This is a genomic window from Streptomyces sp. SudanB182_2057 (assembly GCF_964272715.1).
Taxonomy (GTDB): domain Bacteria; phylum Actinomycetota; class Actinomycetes; order Streptomycetales; family Streptomycetaceae; genus Streptomyces; species Streptomyces rubradiris.
Genome location: NZ_OZ186798.1, coordinates 4,794,528 through 4,809,232, shown reverse-complemented (window position 1 = coordinate 4,809,232; position 14,705 = coordinate 4,794,528). Strand labels below are relative to the sequence as shown.

The window sequence follows — 14,705 nt, the reverse complement described above, 5'->3', positions numbered from 1 at the left end:
AATCGTACTCAGTCCAGGACCGGCAGCAGTTCCGGCAGGTGCCCGTCGGACGCCTCGGCGACCCGCTGCCGCTCCTCGGGGACCTCGCCGTAGAGGGTGGTGCGCGGCCTGGCCGGGCGGCCGGCCGCCTCCGCCACCGCGATCAGGTCGCGGATCGACTTGTACGAGCCGTAGGACGAGCCCGCCATGCGGGAGATCGTCTCCTCCATCAGGGTGCCGCCGAGGTCGTTCGCCCCGGAGCGGAGCATCTCCGCCGCCCCCTCGGTGCCCAGCTTGACCCAGCTCGTCTGAATGTTGGGGATCCAGGGGTGGAGCAGGAGCCGGGCCATCGCCGTCACCGCCCGGTTGTCCCGCATGGTCGGGCCCGGGCGGGCGATCCCCGCCAGGTACACCGGGGCGTTGGTGTGGATGAACGGCAGGGTCACGAACTCGGTGAAGCCGCCCGTCTCCCGCTGGATGCCGGCCAGCGTGCGCAGGTGGCCGAGCCAGTGCCGGGGCTGGTCCACGTGCCCGTACATCATCGTGGACGAGGAGCGGATGCCCAGCTCGTGCGCGGTCCTGATCACCTCGATCCAGGTGGCCGTGGGCAGCTTGCCCTTGGTGAGCACCCAGCGGACCTCGTCGTCCAGGATCTCCGCCGCCGTCCCCGGGATGGAGTCCAGCCCGGCCTCCTTCGCGGCCGTCAGCCACTCGCGGATCGACAGGCCGGTGCGGGTCGCGCCGTTCACCACCTCCATCGGCGAGAAGGCGTGCACGTGCATGCCCGGCACCCGCTCCTTCACCGCCCTGGCGATGTCGAAGTACGCCGTCCCGGGCAGGTCGGGGTGGATGCCGCCCTGCATGCACACCTCGACCGCGCCGACCTCCCACGCCTGCTGGGCGCGGTCCGCGACCTGCTCCAGCGACAGCGTGTAGGCGTCGGCGTCCGTGCGGCGCTGGGCGAAGGCGCAGAACCGGCAGCCGGTGTAGCAGACGTTGGTGAAGTTGATGTTGCGGGTGACGATGTAGGTGACGTCGTCGCCGGCCACCGACCTGCGCACGTCGTCGGCCACCCGGCACAGCGCGTCCAGCGCCGGGCCGTCCGCGTGCAGCAGGGCCAGCGCCTCGGCGTCGGTCAGCCGGGTCGGGTCGTCGGCGGCCGTGCGCAGCGCCTCGCGCACGTCGGCGTCGATCCGCTCCGGGGCCATGCCGGGGGCCGCCGCCTCGCGCAGCGCCTCCCAGTCGCCGTAGACCTCGTCGAAGTCGGCGCGCCGGTCGCCGGTGCGGCCCTCGCTGTCGATGGCCGTGTGCAGGTCGGTGCGGCCGGTGGCGGTGAACACCTCGTCCGGCTCCTGCCAGGGCCGGCCCGTCACGACCGCGTCCGGCAGGGCCAGGCCCGTCTCCGGGTCGGCCAGGGCGGACACGTGCGGGCGCAGCCGCGGGTCCAGCCAGGGCTCGCCCCGGCGGACGAACTCCGGGTACACGCACAGGCGTTCGCGCAGCTCGAAGCCGGCCGCCCGGGACCGCTCGGTGAGCTCCTCGATCTGCGGCCAGGGGCGCTCGGGGTTGACGTGGTCGATGGTCAGCGGGGAGACCCCGCCCCAGTCGTCGATGCCGGCGCCGATCAGCCGCTCGTACTCCGCGTCGACCAGGTTCGGCGGGGCCTGGAGGCAGGCGCTCGGGCCCATGATGTGCCGGGCGACGGCCACCGTGGCGACCAGGTCGTCCAGTTCGGCGTCCGGCATGCCGCGCATCGCCGTGTCCGGCTTGGCGCGGAAGTTCTGGATGATCAGCTCCTGGATGCCGTGGTAGGCGCGGGCGACCTTCCGCAGCGCGAACAGCGACTCGGCGCGCTCCTCGTACGTCTCCCCGATGCCGATCAGCAGACCGGAGGTGAACGGCACGGATGAACGCCCGGCGTCCTCCAGGACGCGCAGCCGGACGGCCGGTTCCTTGTCCGGGGAGCCGTGGTGCGGGCCGCCGGGCTCGGACCACAGCCGGGTCGCGGTCGTCTCCAGCATCATGCCCATGCTCGGCGCGACCGGCTTCAGCCGCTGGAAGTCCGTCCACGTCATGACGCCCGGGTTCAGGTGGGGCAGCAGGCCGGTCTCCTCCAGGATGCGGATGGAGATGGCGCGGACGTAGGCGATGGTGTCGTCGTAGCCGTGCGCGTCCAGCCACTCGCGCGCCTCGGGCCAGCGGTCCTCCGGCTTGTCGCCGAGGGTGATCAGGGCTTCCTTGCAGCCGAGGGCGGCACCCTTGCGGGCGATGTCCAGCACCTCGTCGGGCGACAGGAACATCCCGTGCCCGGCGCGGCGCAGCTTGCCGGGGACGGTGGCGAAGGTGCAGTAGTGGCACTTGTCCCGGCACAGCCGGGTGAGGGGGACGAAGACGCTCTTGGAGTACGTGATGACGCCGGGCCGGCCCGCCGCCTCCAGGCCCGCGTCCCGCACCCGGGCGGCGGAGGCGGCGAGGTCCGTCAGGTCCGTGCCGCGTGCCTGGAGCAGCACCGCCGCCTCGGCGACGTCGAGGGCGACGCCGTCCCGGGCACGTTTGAGGGCGCGACGCATGGAGTTCTCGGTGGGGCCGGTTCCGGAGGTCACGGAAGTCGTCATCCCTTGAGCATACGGTTGCGGTGATCGTCTCCGACGGGGGTGGCGCCGCGCACGGGTATTGTCCCGGGCCCCCCGGGTCGGCTTACGTTGACAGGGTGACGACGTTGCGCGGCACCTTCGCACCCGGCTCCCCCGACTTCGCGTACCTCCCCTTCGAAGTCCCGCCGGGCACGGCAGAGTTGAAAGTCACCTACACCTACGACAAACCGCCCGTCCCGCCCGGCACCCCCGGCAACGCGCTCGACATCGGGCTGTTCGACCCGCGGGGGACCGAGGTCGGCGGGCGGGGGTTCCGGGGCTGGTCGGGCGGGGCACGCGACGAGTTCTTCGTGCGGGCCGACGCGGCGACCCCCGGGTACCTGCCCGGGCCGCTCACCCCCGGCACCTGGCACATCGCCCTCGGCCCCTACACCGTGGCCCCGCAGGGGCTGGCCTACGAGGTGGACATCACCCTGACCGAGGGGGCGGCCGGTGAGACACCCGAGCCGGTGTACCCGCCCGGCCGGGCCCGGGGACGGGGCCGGGACTGGTACCGGGGCGACTGCCATCTGCACTCCTGGCACTCCGACGGCCGCCGCACCCCCGCCGAGATCGCGGCGCTGGCCCGCGCCGCCGGGCTGGACTTCGTCAACAGCTCCGACCACAACACCAACGCCTCGCACCCCCACTGGGCCGACGCGGCCGGCGACGACCTGCTGGTGCTGCTCGGCGAGGAGGTCACCACCCGCAACGGGCACGTGCTCGCGCTCGGCACCGACCCGGGCACCTTCGTCGACTGGCGCTACCGGGCCCGGGACGGCCGCTGGGCGCACTTCGCGCGGGCGATCCGGCGGGCCGGGGGTCTGGTCGTACCGGCCCATCCGCACGGCGACTGCGTGGGCTGCTCCTGGCGGTTCGGGTTCGCGGAGGCGGACGCCGTGGAGGTGTGGAACGGGGTGTGGACGCCCGACGACGAGCTGGCGCTCGCGGGCTGGGACGCGCGGCTGGTGGCGGCGGCGCGGGGCGAGCGGACGTGGCTGCCCGCGCTGGGCAACAGCGACGCCCACCGCGATCCGGACGTGGTCGGGCTGCCCCAGACGGTCGTCCTCGCCGACGGCCTGACCCGGGAGGCGATCCAGGAGGGGCTGCGGACCGGACGGTCCTACGTGGCCGAGTCGCGCCATGTCTCCCTGGACTTCTCCGTCACGGCCGAGGGAGGCGGGCGGGCCGGGATCGGGGAGCGGCTGGCGGTGGCCCCGGACACCCCGGTGACCGTGCGGCTCCAGGTGTCCGGCGCGCCGCGCTGCGCGGTGCGGTTCCTGACCGACCAGGGCCTGGTGTTCACCGGCGAGCCGCTGCCGGTGTCCGGCACGGGGACCGTGGAGTGGCGCACCTCCCCGGCCCGCGCGGCCTATGTCCGGGCCGAGGTGCGGCACGAGACGGCGCTGGGCCCGGTGCCGGGGGCGATGGCCGCGTTCACCAACCCGGTCTTCCTCGGGGCGGTCAGCGGCGGGTGGCCCGGCGCAGCGCGATGATCTCGGCGACCGCCTCCAGCCAGCGGGCGGCGCGCTCCTCGGCCTCCGGGGTGCCGGCGGTCGGCGCGGCGCCGCCGAGCCACTCCCGCAGCAGGGCGGCCGGTTCCGGGGACGGCAGCGGCTCGGGCAGCTCGGCGGCGTACCCGAGCCCGCCCGCCCGGACGGTCCCGGCGAGGAACACCAGGGAGCGGGGCAGCACGCCGAGCCGGTCCAGGGTGACCGCGGCGGCCACCGCGCCGTCGCCGAACAGGGCGGTGCGGAAGGCGTCCTGGGTCAGGCCGTAACGCAGCAGGACGGCGACGTCGGTGGCGGCCAGGACCTCGTCGTCGGTGCGGGAGTCGGGCGAAGGGGGCATGCGGGCCTCGGTTCCGGTCCGGGTCAGCGGACGGTGATCGTGAAGACGTAGAAGCCGGCGCCGGCGCCGCGGGCGCGCGGGTCGGCGGTCAGCGTGGGGTACGGCGACGGGGACCCGCTGGGGCTGGGGCCCAGCGTGGAGCGGTCGTCGGGGCCGGGGCCGGTGCACGTGTGCAGCGGGCAGTGCAGCAGCCGTACCGTCGTACGGCCCCTGGCCAGCGCGGTGAAGTCGAAGGAGCGGGTGGAGCCGGTGCTGCCGTCGGCCCCGCTGTTGTCACCGGTGGTGTGTTCGCCCCGGGAGGCCAGCACCGCCTTGTCGGGGCGCGGGTCGGCGAGGTACCAGTGCTCGCCGAGGGTGGGGGCCGAGGGGACGGTGAGGGAGAAGCGCTCGCCCGGCCGGACGGTGATGTCGCGCCGCTCGACGCCGTACTCGGTGCCGCCGCCCGGTGCGGCCCGCTCGGTGCCGGTGCCGCCGGTGGTGGGGGTGGGTGCGTCGGTGGTGGCGCCGTCCGTGCCGCACCCGGTGAGGGCGAGCAGGGCGAGGAGCGCGGCCGGGGCGAGCCGGGTGGTGCGGGAAGTCATGGTCGCTCTCTCAGTCCTGGGGCAGGTGCACCGCGTAGGCGTCGGGCAGTTGGCTGTCGCTGGCCTTCGCCATGCCGCCGTTGACGAAGTCGTCCTCGCTGACCCAGGTGGTTTGGCCCCACGGGTTGTAGATCTCCAGCTTGTCACCCTCCTGGCCGATGATCATCATGGCGTGTCCGTGCCGGGTGCCGTCGGCCTCGTAGCCCTCGACGCCGATCGGCACCGGCCTGCCCTCGGCCACCGCCTTCTCTATCTCCGGCAGGACGTTGCGCCGGGCGTCCGCGTCGCGGACCTCGTGGAGCTCGTAGGCGCTTCCGGTCTCGGGGCTGACCTCCTTGTTGAGGACCTCGGTCTTGCCCTCCAGGACCATGCCGTTCCAATTGGCGCCGCCGTCGCCCTCGGTGTGCACCCGGTGCTGTTCGTCCACCAGGCGGCGGCGGAAGGCGGCGGGGTCGTTCTCCTGGCCGCTGGGGCCGCCGGTGAGCGAGAGGGCGTAGACGGGGTCGACCATGGCGCGGGCGGTGACGGTGAGGAGGCCACGCAGGTGCCCTCGCGGCCGTCGCCGCCCTGCGCCCACTGCTGGCCGCGGAAGCTCTGCAGGTCGGTGTTGACGTTGGCGCCGCTGCCCGCGTCGACGCCCTCGTCCTTGAGGCTGTCGCCCTGGGTGACGATCGGGGACAGGTGCTCCTGGAGCCAGGCCGGGTCCTTGCCGTGGATCTTCCCGCCGAACGTCTCGATGTCGTCCACGCTGTGGCCCGCGGCGAGGGCCTTCATCAGGTACGCCTTCTCCTGCGGGGATCCGGCGCCCGCCAGGAGGCGGTCCATCCGGGCCCGGTCGGCCGCCGGCAGCCGGTCCATGGCGCGGCCGGAGCGCTCCAGGTCGCCCGCGGTGAGGATCTCGTTGTACTCGGCGGCGCCGGCCTTGCCGCTGGTGTCGGCGAGCATCAGCCGGTCCACCGCGGACAGACCGCCGGTGCGCAGCTTCCCGGCGCGGGCCTCGGCCGCCCACTTGTTCAGGTCCCGGGTGGCGGCGCGCACGGCGTCGTCGGCGGCGACGGCGGCCTTGTGCATCAGGTCGACGCCCTCGGTGGCGACCGACCGGGCCGCGGCGAGGGCCTGCTTCTCCTCGTCGGTCTCGATCATGCGGTCGACGACGTCGAAGAACCCTTCTCTCGGGCCGAGCTGCCGTCGTGCCTGGTCCAGCCGGGCGCGGCCGTCGGCGTCCTGCCGCTTGGCGTGGCCGAGGGCGTCGGCGAGCGCGGCCAGCGCCTTGGCTCCGCCGTCGAACGCCTCGGCCATCTCGGTCGCGGCCCGCGCGGCGGCGGCCACCCCGTCGGAGGCGAGGACGCTCGTCCTGCCGGTCCACACCTCGGGCAGTCCCTTGCGGGCCACCTTGTTCACCCGGTCGTGGAGATCGCCGGCCTTGTCGACCTGGCCGCGGTAGCGCTTGCCCAGCGCGTTCAGGGTCGCGGGGTCGCCCTGCGGCGCGGCGACGAACAGGGCGCCGTCGATCTGGTCCAGCAGGTCGTTCTTGGAGGCGGCCTTGGGGATGCTGTCGCGCAGGCCGGCCAGCCAGGAGCGGCGGGCCGCCGGAGAGTCCAGCGGGCTGAGGAACCCGGTCATCGTCCGCCTCTTCAGTAGCGCGAGAGGGCCGACGGCCGCTCGGCGTGCACGGGCATGGTGGTCACGGCGCCGGGACCCGCCGGGGTGGGCATCGTGGTGACGGCGCCGGGGCCCGCCGGGGTCGGCATCGTGGTGAGTCCGCCGCCGGGGACGGCCGCGGCGCGGGTCGCCACCGTGTGGTCGGCGCCGCCGTACGCGCCCTTGGCCAGGCGGACCTTGCCCGCCAGTTCGTGCAGCGCCGACTCCAGCGTGGTCGCCTCCGCCTCCCAGGCGGAGGCGAACGCGTCGAACGCCGCCGCGGAGTCGGCGCCGCCCAGCGTGTCCGGGGACTGGTTCCCGGCGGGGCGGACCACCTCGGCGATGTGCCCGGCGTCGTCGCCCGCGCCGTCCAGTTCCGTCGCCTGCCCGGCCATGCCGGACCTGACCGTATAGCCGTCCGTGGACGCGCCCATGAAGCTCCCCCGTCGCGTTGATCCCTGGCTGCGGGAGGCTAACACGCCTCGTCCGGGGGGCCGTCGGGGTGTCACAGGCCCCGCACGGGCCCGCCACACCCTCCGCGCGCGGGCCGGTCAGCCCGGCCACACCAGCGCCTGGACCTCGCTGTAGGCGTGCAGCGCGTACACGCCGGTGTCCCGGCCGACCCCGCTCAGCTTGAACCCGCCGAACGGGGCCTCCATGTTGCGGCCGACCGTGTTGACGCCCACCCCGCCGGCCCGCAGCCGCCGCGCCACCCGGAAGGCGCGGGCCACGTCACCGGACCACACGTAGTCGAGGAGGCCGTAGTCGGAGTCGTTGGCCAGGGCCACGCCCTCCTCCTCGTCGTCGAAGGGGATCACCGTCACCACCGGCCCGAAGATCTCCTCCCGGGCCACCCGCATGTCGTTGCGGCCGTCGGCGAGCAGGGTCGGGGCGACATAGAAACCCCGCTCGCGCGGCGGGCGTTGGCCGCCGGTCACCACCACCGCTCCCTCCTCGCGGCCGAGTTCGACGTACGACTCGACCCGCGCCCGGTGCTCCGCCGAGATGACCGGTCCCACCACCGTGCCGGGCTCCCGCGGGTCCCCTATCTTCAAGCGGCGCGCGTACCCGGCCAGTTGTTCCACGATCCGGTCGTACACCCCGCGCTGGGCCAGCACCCGGGTCGGCGCGGTGCAGATCTGGCCGCTGTAGAAGGAGAAGGTGGTGCCGATGCCGGTGACGGCCGAGGCGAGGTCGGCGTCGTCGAAGACGAGCGCGGCGCCCTTCCCGCCCAGCTCCATCAACTGCCGTTTCATGTCCCGCCCGCACACCTCGGCGATGCGCCGGCCGACCGCCGTGGACCCGGTGAAGCTGACCATGTCGACGTCGGCGGACCCCACCACCGCCTCGCCCACCGCGACCGCGCGGCCGGAGACGACGTTCACCACGCCCGGCGGCACCCCGGCCTCGGCCAGCGCCTCGGCCATCCGGTACACCGACAGCGGGTCCTGCGGGGCGGGCTTGACCACCACCGTGTTGCCCATGGCCAGCGCCGGGGCGATCTTCCCGGCCGGGTTGGCCCACGGGTTGTTGTACGACGTGACGCACGCGACGACCCCGACGGGCTGGCGTACCGCGAGCGCCCCCATCACCGCGGCCTTCCCCATCGGCCCGGCCTCGTTGATCTGCGGGGCGACGGGCCACTCGGCGGGCTCCACCCGCGCGTACCGGGCGAAGCGGGCGGCGGCCACCCCGACCTGCATGGCCCGGGCGGTCCCGGTGGTCGCGCCCGTCTCGGCGCGGGCCAGGTCGGCGTACGGCCCCAGCCGCTCCCGGATGATCCCGGCGGCCCGCCCGAGCAGCGCGGCCCGCTCCCCGGGCCGGGTCCGCGACCAGGCGCCGAACGCCTCCCGGGCCGCCGCGCAGGCCGCCCGCGCCTGCTCCGGGGATGCCTCCGGTGCCCAGCCGACGGTCTCCTCGGTGGCCGGGTCGGTCACCGGGTAGTGCCCGCCGTCCGGGGCCACCCACTCCCCGCCGACGAACAGTGGCTGCCCCTCGCCGCTCACCGCGTACTCACCGTCCGGGTGTCCCGGCCCGAGCGCAGGACGCGGCCCGGCACGGCCCCCGTCACCCGGCCGTCGCGGACCGTCTCCGCCCCGTTCACCCACACCGCCCGCACGCCGATCGCCTCCGAGTGCAGCCGGGGGCTGTCCCCGGGCAGATCGTGCACCAGCCGGGCCCGGCCGGCGTCGACGCGCTCGGGGTCGAACAGCACCAGGTCGGCGTGGTAGCCCTCGGCCACCCGGCCCCGCTCCCGCAGCCCGAAGAGGCGGGCCGGGTCGTCGGTGAGCATCCGCACCGCCTGCTCCAGCCCGGCCAGCCGCCGGCCGCGCAGGCAGTCCCCGAGGAACCGGGTGGTGTACGGCGCCCCGCACATCCGGTCCAGGTGGGCGCCCGCGTCCGAGCCGCCGAGCAGGACGTCCTCGTGCCGCCAGGTCTCGGCGCGCAGCGCCCAGGAGGCCGGGTCGTTGTCGCTCGGCATGGGCCACAGCACCGTGCGCAGCTCGTCGTGGGCGCAGATCTCGACCAGGCAGGCGAAGGGGTCCTGGCCGCGTTCGGCGGCGATGTCCCGCACCACCCGGCCGGTGAGCCCCTGGTTGGCCGCACTGTAGGTGTCCCCGATGACGTACCGCCCGAAGTCGGCGAGCCGCCGGAACACCCCGGCCTCCTCGGACCGGGCCCGGCGCAGCAGCTCCCCGCGTACGGCGGGGTCGCGCAGCCGGGCGGTGCGTTCGGGCACCGGCAGGGCGAGGACCGTCCCCCAGCCGGGGATGAGGTTGAGGGCGCAGAACGTGCCCAGGGACATGTTCATCGGGGTGAGGATCGGCATGGTGAGCGCCACCACCCGCCCGCCGGCCCTCCGGGCCCGCTCGCTCGCGCTCAGCTGGCGGGGCACGCGGTCCGGCACGGCGGCGTCGACGGTGAGCACGTTCCAGTTCAGGGGCCGGCCGGCCGCCGCGCTGAGCCGTGCCAGCAGGTCGATCTCGTCGTCGCCGAAGCGGTCCAGGCAGCCGGCGACGATCGCCTCGATCTGGGTGCCCTCGTGCTCGCCGACGGCGCGGGCGAGGGCCAGCAGCTCCGCCGGGCGCGCGTACCGGGAGGCGACCGGGCGGCCGTCCCCGTCGGAGTGCGTCCCGGACTGCGTGGTGGACAGCCCCCAGGCGCCGGCGTCCATGGCCTCGTGCAGCAGCCGGAGCATCGCGCGCAGCTGCTCCCCGCCGGGCTGTCCGCCGACGGCCCGCGGGCCCATCGCGTGCCGGCGCAGCGCGCAGTGCCCCACCATGAACCCGGCGTTCACGGCGATCCGCCCCTCCAGGGCGTCCAGGTACTCCCCGAAGGAGTGCCAGCTCCACGGCGCCCCTTGCTCCAGCGCGACCAGGGACATCCCCTCCACCCTGGCCATCATCCGCCGGGTGTAGTCGGCGTCCTCGGGGCGCGCGGGGTGCAGGGGCGCGAGGGTGAACCCGCAGTTCCCGCCGACCACGGTGGTCACCCCGTGGCTGAGCGAGGGGGTGGCGTACGGGTCCCAGAACAGCTGGGCGTCGTAGTGGGTGTGGGGGTCCACGAAGCCGGGGGCGAGGACGAGTCCCCGGGCGTCCTCGGTGGTCCGGGAGGCCGCGTCCAGCTTCCCGACGGCGGCGATCCGGCCGTCCCGGATCCCGACGTCGGCGGTGAAGGCGGGGGCACCGGTGCCGTCGACGACGGTGGCGTCCTTGATGACGTGATCGAGCATGGGCGGCTCCCTTCTCAACTCCGGTAAGACCACCTACCTAGGGGCGCGGGCCATACCGATATGCGGCTCCGCCGCGTGGGCGCGACCAGCCACAGACGACCCGCACCCCGCAACGGCGCTCACCCGGCAGCCCGGAACCGCGAGGTCCGGTGCACCGGATCCGTGTCGATCTTCGGGATCACGTGCTCCCCGATCAGCCGTATCGTCCGCAGCGTCTCCTCCTTCGGCACCCCCACCGGCAGTCCGAAGCTCAGCTGGTCCGCCCCGGCCCGCTCCCACCGCTCGCACTGGCGCAGCACCTCGTCGGGGTCGCCGCAGATCAGCAGCTCCTCCTCGATCAGCAGCTCCACGAACTCGGGCGTGTACGCGGGCAGCGTCTCCGGCCACACCGGGAACCCCTCCGGCCGGGGGAAGGTGTCGTGGTAGCGGAACACCAGCGAGGGCAGATAGTGCAGCCTGCCGCTGACCGCGGTCTCGACGGCCTCGGCGTGCGTGGGCGCGCAGATCGCCGTCGTCGTGACCATGACGTTGTCGTTGACGAAGTCCCCCACCGGCTCGGCGTCCACGATCGCCGTCTTGTACTGCTCCAGCACCCACTCCATGTCGGAGACCTTCTGGACGCTGAAGCCGAGCACCCCGAGCCCCTTGCGCGCGGCCATGGCGTACGACGGCGGGGACCCGGCCGCGTACCACATCGCCGGGTGGGACTTCCCGTACGGCTTCGGCAGGACCTTGCGCGGCGGCAGCTGCCAGTGCTTGCCCTGGAAGCCCGCGTACTCGTCCTGGAGCCACATCTTGGGGAACTCGGCGATGGTCTCCTCCCAGATCTCCTTGGTGTGGTTCATGTCGGTGATGCCGGGCAGGAAGCCGAGGATCTCGTGCGATCCGGCGCCGCGCCCGCTGCCGAACTCGAAGCGGCCCTCGGTGAGGTGGTCCAGCATGGCGACCTTCTCGGCCACCTTGACCGGGTGGTTGACCTGGGCCAGCGGGTTGAAGATCCCGGAGCCCAGGTGGATCCGCTCGGTGGCGTGGGCGAGGTAGCCGAGGAAGACGTCGTTGGCGGACAGGTGCGAGTACTCCTCCAGGAAGTGGTGCTCGGAGGCCCAGGCGTACTTGAAGCCGGACTTGTCCGCCTGGATGACGTACTCGGTCTCCTCCATCAGCGCCTTGTGCTCGGCCAGCGGGTCGGTCTCGGCGCGCTTGCCCACGTATCCCTGTACAAAGATCCCGAATTCCACGGCGGTTCACCGTCCTCAGAGTTCCTGAAACACCGTCAGATATTGCTGTCGGCCGACTCTCGCACCGGCCGCCGTGACCGTCAAGGCACGACGGCCGGTCAGATCACGCTGACCCCGGCCAGCCATCCCCCGTCGATCACGAACGGCTGCCCGGTGATGTAGGAGGAGTCGTCCGAGGTGAGGAAGAGGGCGAGCCGGGCCACCTCCTCCGGCTGCCCGATCCGGCCGAGCGGGACGAGTCCCCGGTACAGCTCGTCCAGCGCCCGGCCCGTCTCCTCCGGGTCGGCGTCCGGGTCCAGCCGGGCGGGGTTGGACATCGCGGTGTCGATCGCGCCCGGGCAGACGGCGTTGACCCGGATCCGCCGCGGGGCCAGCTCCAGCGCGGCCACGCGGGTCAGCCCGAGCACGGCGTGCTTCGTCGCCGCGTACGCGCCCACGGCCGCCATGCCGGTCAGGGCCGTGTAGGAGGCGGTGTTGACGATGGTCCCGCCGTCCGCGAGTTCGGGCGCGACGGTCTTCATCCCGAGGAAGCAGCCGACCTGGTTGACCTGCACCACCCGCATGAACTCCGCCAGCGGGGTGTCCACCAGGGCGTTGAAGCGCAGGATGCCCGCGTTGTTGACCAGCCCGTCGAGGCGCCCGTAGGCCCGCTTGACCTCGGCCACGGCCCGCCGCCAGCCGTCCTCCGTGCCCACGTCGAGGTGGACGTAGAGCGCGCCGATCTCCTCCGCGAGGGCCGCCCCCCGCTCGTCCAGCACATCGGCCACGGCCACCCGGGCGCCCTCCGAGCGGAACAGCCGGGCCTCCTGCTCGCCCTGCCCGCGCGCCGCCCCGGTGACGAGGACGACCCGCCCGTCCAGCTTGCCCATACCGTCTCCTCAGTCCAGCCGGGGCGCGACCTCGGCCCCGAACGCGGCTATCTGGTCGATGAGTTCGGACCGGCTCCGGCTGCGCAGCCGCACCTGCACCTGGTGCGCGCCCAGCGCCCGGTAGGCGCGCAGCGACGCGGCGATCTCCTCCGGGGGCCCGGCGAGGGTGCGCCGGCCGACGTCCCAGCCGGGCCGGCCGACGTACAGCGGCCCGGCGAGGGCGCCGACCGTGTACGGGCCGTCCAGTCCGGCCTCCTCGCGCAGCCGCCGGATCCGGGCGGCCCGCTCGGCCAGCGGCCCGGGCGGGTCCCCCTGCGGCAGCCAGCCGTCGCCCTTCAGCGCGGCCCGGCGGACGGCGGCGGGCGAGGAGCCGCCGACCCACAGGGGGACGTGCGGCTGCGCGGGGCGGGGGCGCTGGCCGAGCCCGGCGAAGTCGTAGTACGTCCCGTGGTGCTCGGGGAACTCCTCGGGGCCCAGCGCGGCCCGCAGGGCGTCCATCGCCTCGTCCAGCACGGCCCCGCGCCGCGCGAAGTCCGCCCCGAGCGCCTCGAACTCCTCCCGGACGTGCCCGGCGCCCACCCCGAGGACCAGCCGCCCGCCGGAGAGGTGGTCCAGGGTGGCGTACTGCTTGGCGGTCGGCAGCGGATGGCGCAGCCCGACCACGGCCACGTGGCTGAGCAGCCGGATCCGCGTGGTGACGGCGGCGAGGTGGGCGAGGGTGGCCACCGGGTCGTACCAGACCGTGCCCATGGCCCCGGCGAGGCGGCGCGGGATCGCCACGTGGTCGCAGCAGGCGACGTAGGCGAATCCCGCCGCCTCGGCCGCGCGGGCGACGGCGACCAGGTCCTCCGGCCCGGCGGCGGCCTCCCACGGCTCGGCGTACAGGGTGCTCTGCGACTGCACGGGCAGCTGGATGCCGTACGCCAGGGCGCTCACCGCCACAGCCCCCCGGGGGTGAGTCCCAGCAGCTCGATGGCGTTGCCCCGGACGATCCGCTCGACCACGTCCGGCGCGAGATGCCCCATCTGCGCCTCACCGACCTCGCGGGACCTGGGCCAGGTGGAGTCGGAGTGCGGGTAGTCGGTCTCGTACAGGACGTTGCCGGCGCCGATGGCGTCCAGGTTGCGCAGCCCGAAGGCGTCGTCGAAGAAGCAGCCGTACACGTGCTCGGCGAACAGTTCGGACGGCGGCCGGCGCACCTTGCCGGCGACCCCGCCCCACCCCCGGTTCTCCTCCCACACCACGTCCGCGCGCTCGAGGATGTAGGGGATCCAGCCGATCTGCCCCTCCGCGTACATCACCCGCAGGTTCGGGAAGCGCTCGAACTTGCCGCTCATCAGCCAGTCGACCATCGAGAAGCAGCAGTTGGCGAAGGTGATGACGGAGCCGACGGCGGGCGGGGCGTCGGCGGAGGTGGAGGGCATCCGGCTGCTGGAGCCGATGTGCATGGCGATCACCGTGCCGGTCTCGTCGCAGGCCGCGAGGAATGGGTCCCAGTCGTCGGTGTGCACCGACGGCAGGCCCAGGTGCGGGGGTATCTCGGAGAAGGCGACGGCCCGCACCCCGCGCGCGGCGTTGCGGCGCACCTCCCGGGCGGCCAGCTCCGCGTCCCACAGGGGGACGAGGGCCAGCGGTATCAGCCGCCCGTCCGCCCGCGGCCCGCACCACTCCTCCACCGTCCAGTCGTTGTAGGCGCGCACGCACAGCAGGGCCAGCTCCTTGTCGGCGGCCTCGGCGAAGGTCTGCCCGCAGAAGCGGGGGAAGGTCGGGAAGCACAGGGCGGACTGCACGTGGTTGACGTCCATGTCGGCGAGGCGCGCGGCCACGTCGTACGACCCGGCGCGCATCCGCTCGTACGTGATGACCTCCAGCCGCACCTCGTCCCTGGCGTATCCGACGGCGGTGTCCAGCCGGGTCAGGGGCCGGCACAGGTCCTCGTAGACCCACCAGTCGCCGACCGGCCCGTCGTCGCCCGGGGCGCCCATGACCGGCTTGAAACGGCCGCCCAGGAAGGACATCTCCTTCAGCGGCGCCCGCACGATCCGGGGCCCGGCCTCCCGGTACCGCCTCGGCAGCCGCTCCTGCCACACACCGGCGGGCTCCACGGTGTGGTCGTCGACGGAGATGATCGGCGGGAACTGTGTGGTCTCCATGCGGTTCACGGTAGCGCCGATCTGACG

At 74.1% G+C, this 14,705-nt stretch carries 13 protein-coding genes; 1 reads left to right on the top strand and 12 read right to left on the bottom strand.

Features of this window, described 5'->3' with window-relative positions; genetic code table 11:
• Positions 1-8 precede the first annotated feature (8 nt).
• Positions 9-2,594: a bifunctional FO biosynthesis protein CofGH gene (locus ACSURM_RS21180; RefSeq protein ID WP_436957077.1), complete on the bottom strand. Its 2,586-nt coding sequence runs from the start codon at positions 2,592-2,594 to the stop codon at positions 9-11.
• Positions 2,595-2,689: 95 nt separating this feature from the next.
• Here ACSURM_RS21180 and ACSURM_RS21175 point away from each other — a divergent pair, with 95 nt between their 5' ends.
• Positions 2,690-4,108, top strand: coding sequence for a CehA/McbA family metallohydrolase (locus ACSURM_RS21175; protein ID WP_436957075.1), 1,419 nt, complete (start codon positions 2,690-2,692; stop codon positions 4,106-4,108).
• Here the strand turns inward: ACSURM_RS21175 and ACSURM_RS21170 are convergent.
• From ACSURM_RS21170 to ACSURM_RS21120, 11 genes are all read right to left on the bottom strand, one after another.
• Positions 4,077-4,463 carry a hypothetical protein gene (locus tag ACSURM_RS21170; RefSeq protein WP_436957073.1) on the bottom strand — a complete coding sequence of 129 codons (387 nt, stop codon included), beginning with the start codon at positions 4,461-4,463 and terminating at the stop codon, positions 4,077-4,079. The genes ACSURM_RS21175 and ACSURM_RS21170 overlap by 32 nt on opposite strands.
• Before the next feature lie 23 nt (positions 4,464-4,486).
• The gene (locus ACSURM_RS21165; RefSeq protein ID WP_436957071.1) at positions 4,487-5,044 is read right to left on the bottom strand and encodes a protease inhibitor I42 family protein; all 558 of its coding nucleotides are present in this window, start codon (positions 5,042-5,044) and stop codon (positions 4,487-4,489) included.
• A 10-nt stretch (positions 5,045-5,054) separates the two neighbouring features.
• Positions 5,055-5,285, bottom strand: a complete 231-nt coding sequence (locus tag ACSURM_RS21160; protein ID WP_436957069.1) for a hypothetical protein — start codon at positions 5,283-5,285, stop codon at positions 5,055-5,057.
• 8 nt (positions 5,286-5,293) lie between these two features.
• Positions 5,294-6,667, bottom strand: coding sequence for a hypothetical protein (locus tag ACSURM_RS21155; RefSeq protein WP_436957068.1), 1,374 nt, complete (start codon positions 6,665-6,667; stop codon positions 5,294-5,296).
• An 11-nt stretch (positions 6,668-6,678) separates the two neighbouring features.
• Positions 6,679-7,119, bottom strand: coding sequence for a hypothetical protein (locus ACSURM_RS21150; RefSeq protein WP_436957067.1), 441 nt, complete (start codon positions 7,117-7,119; stop codon positions 6,679-6,681).
• A gap of 117 nt (positions 7,120-7,236) precedes the next feature.
• Complete coding sequence (locus tag ACSURM_RS21145) at positions 7,237-8,691, bottom strand: aldehyde dehydrogenase family protein (protein WP_436957066.1); 1,455 nt, start codon at positions 8,689-8,691, stop codon at positions 7,237-7,239.
• On the bottom strand, positions 8,688-10,418 hold the full coding sequence (locus ACSURM_RS21140) for an N-acyl-D-amino-acid deacylase family protein (RefSeq protein WP_436957064.1): 1,731 nt from the start codon (positions 10,416-10,418) through the stop codon (positions 8,688-8,690). Before ACSURM_RS21140 ends, ACSURM_RS21145 begins: the two co-directional genes overlap by 4 nt.
• Positions 10,419-10,537: 119 nt before the next feature.
• The gene (locus ACSURM_RS21135) at positions 10,538-11,656 is read right to left on the bottom strand and encodes an LLM class flavin-dependent oxidoreductase (protein WP_436957062.1); all 1,119 of its coding nucleotides are present in this window, start codon (positions 11,654-11,656) and stop codon (positions 10,538-10,540) included.
• Positions 11,657-11,754: 98 nt separating this feature from the next.
• On the bottom strand, positions 11,755-12,525 hold the full coding sequence (locus tag ACSURM_RS21130; RefSeq protein WP_436957060.1) for an SDR family NAD(P)-dependent oxidoreductase: 771 nt from the start codon (positions 12,523-12,525) through the stop codon (positions 11,755-11,757).
• Between the two features lie 9 nt (positions 12,526-12,534).
• Complete coding sequence (locus tag ACSURM_RS21125; protein ID WP_436961155.1) at positions 12,535-13,452, bottom strand: TIGR03619 family F420-dependent LLM class oxidoreductase; 918 nt, start codon at positions 13,450-13,452, stop codon at positions 12,535-12,537.
• A gap of 5 nt (positions 13,453-13,457) precedes the next feature.
• Positions 13,458-14,678 (bottom strand): amidohydrolase family protein, encoded by a 1,221-nt coding sequence (locus ACSURM_RS21120; protein ID WP_436957059.1) that lies wholly within the window; start codon positions 14,676-14,678, stop codon positions 13,458-13,460.
• Positions 14,679-14,705: the final 27 nt, after the last annotated feature.

Excerpts from the sequence above, each read along its gene's own strand:
- ACSURM_RS21140 (WP_436957064.1), bottom strand. The coding sequence starts at position 10,418 with ATGCTCGATCACGTCATCAAGGACGCCACCGTCGTCGACGGCACCGGT.
- ACSURM_RS21150 (WP_436957067.1), bottom strand. The coding sequence starts at position 7,119 with ATGGGCGCGTCCACGGACGGCTATACGGTCAGGTCCGGCATGGCCGGG.
- ACSURM_RS21180 (WP_436957077.1), bottom strand. The coding sequence starts at position 2,594 with ATGACGACTTCCGTGACCTCCGGAACCGGCCCCACCGAGAACTCCATG.
- ACSURM_RS21165 (WP_436957071.1), bottom strand. The coding sequence starts at position 5,044 with ATGACTTCCCGCACCACCCGGCTCGCCCCGGCCGCGCTCCTCGCCCTG.
- ACSURM_RS21130 (WP_436957060.1), bottom strand. The coding sequence starts at position 12,525 with ATGGGCAAGCTGGACGGGCGGGTCGTCCTCGTCACCGGGGCGGCGCGC.
- ACSURM_RS21120 (WP_436957059.1), bottom strand. The coding sequence starts at position 14,678 with ATGGAGACCACACAGTTCCCGCCGATCATCTCCGTCGACGACCACACC.
- ACSURM_RS21155 (WP_436957068.1), bottom strand. The coding sequence starts at position 6,667 with ATGACCGGGTTCCTCAGCCCGCTGGACTCTCCGGCGGCCCGCCGCTCC.
- ACSURM_RS21170 (WP_436957073.1), bottom strand. The coding sequence starts at position 4,463 with ATGCCCCCTTCGCCCGACTCCCGCACCGACGACGAGGTCCTGGCCGCC.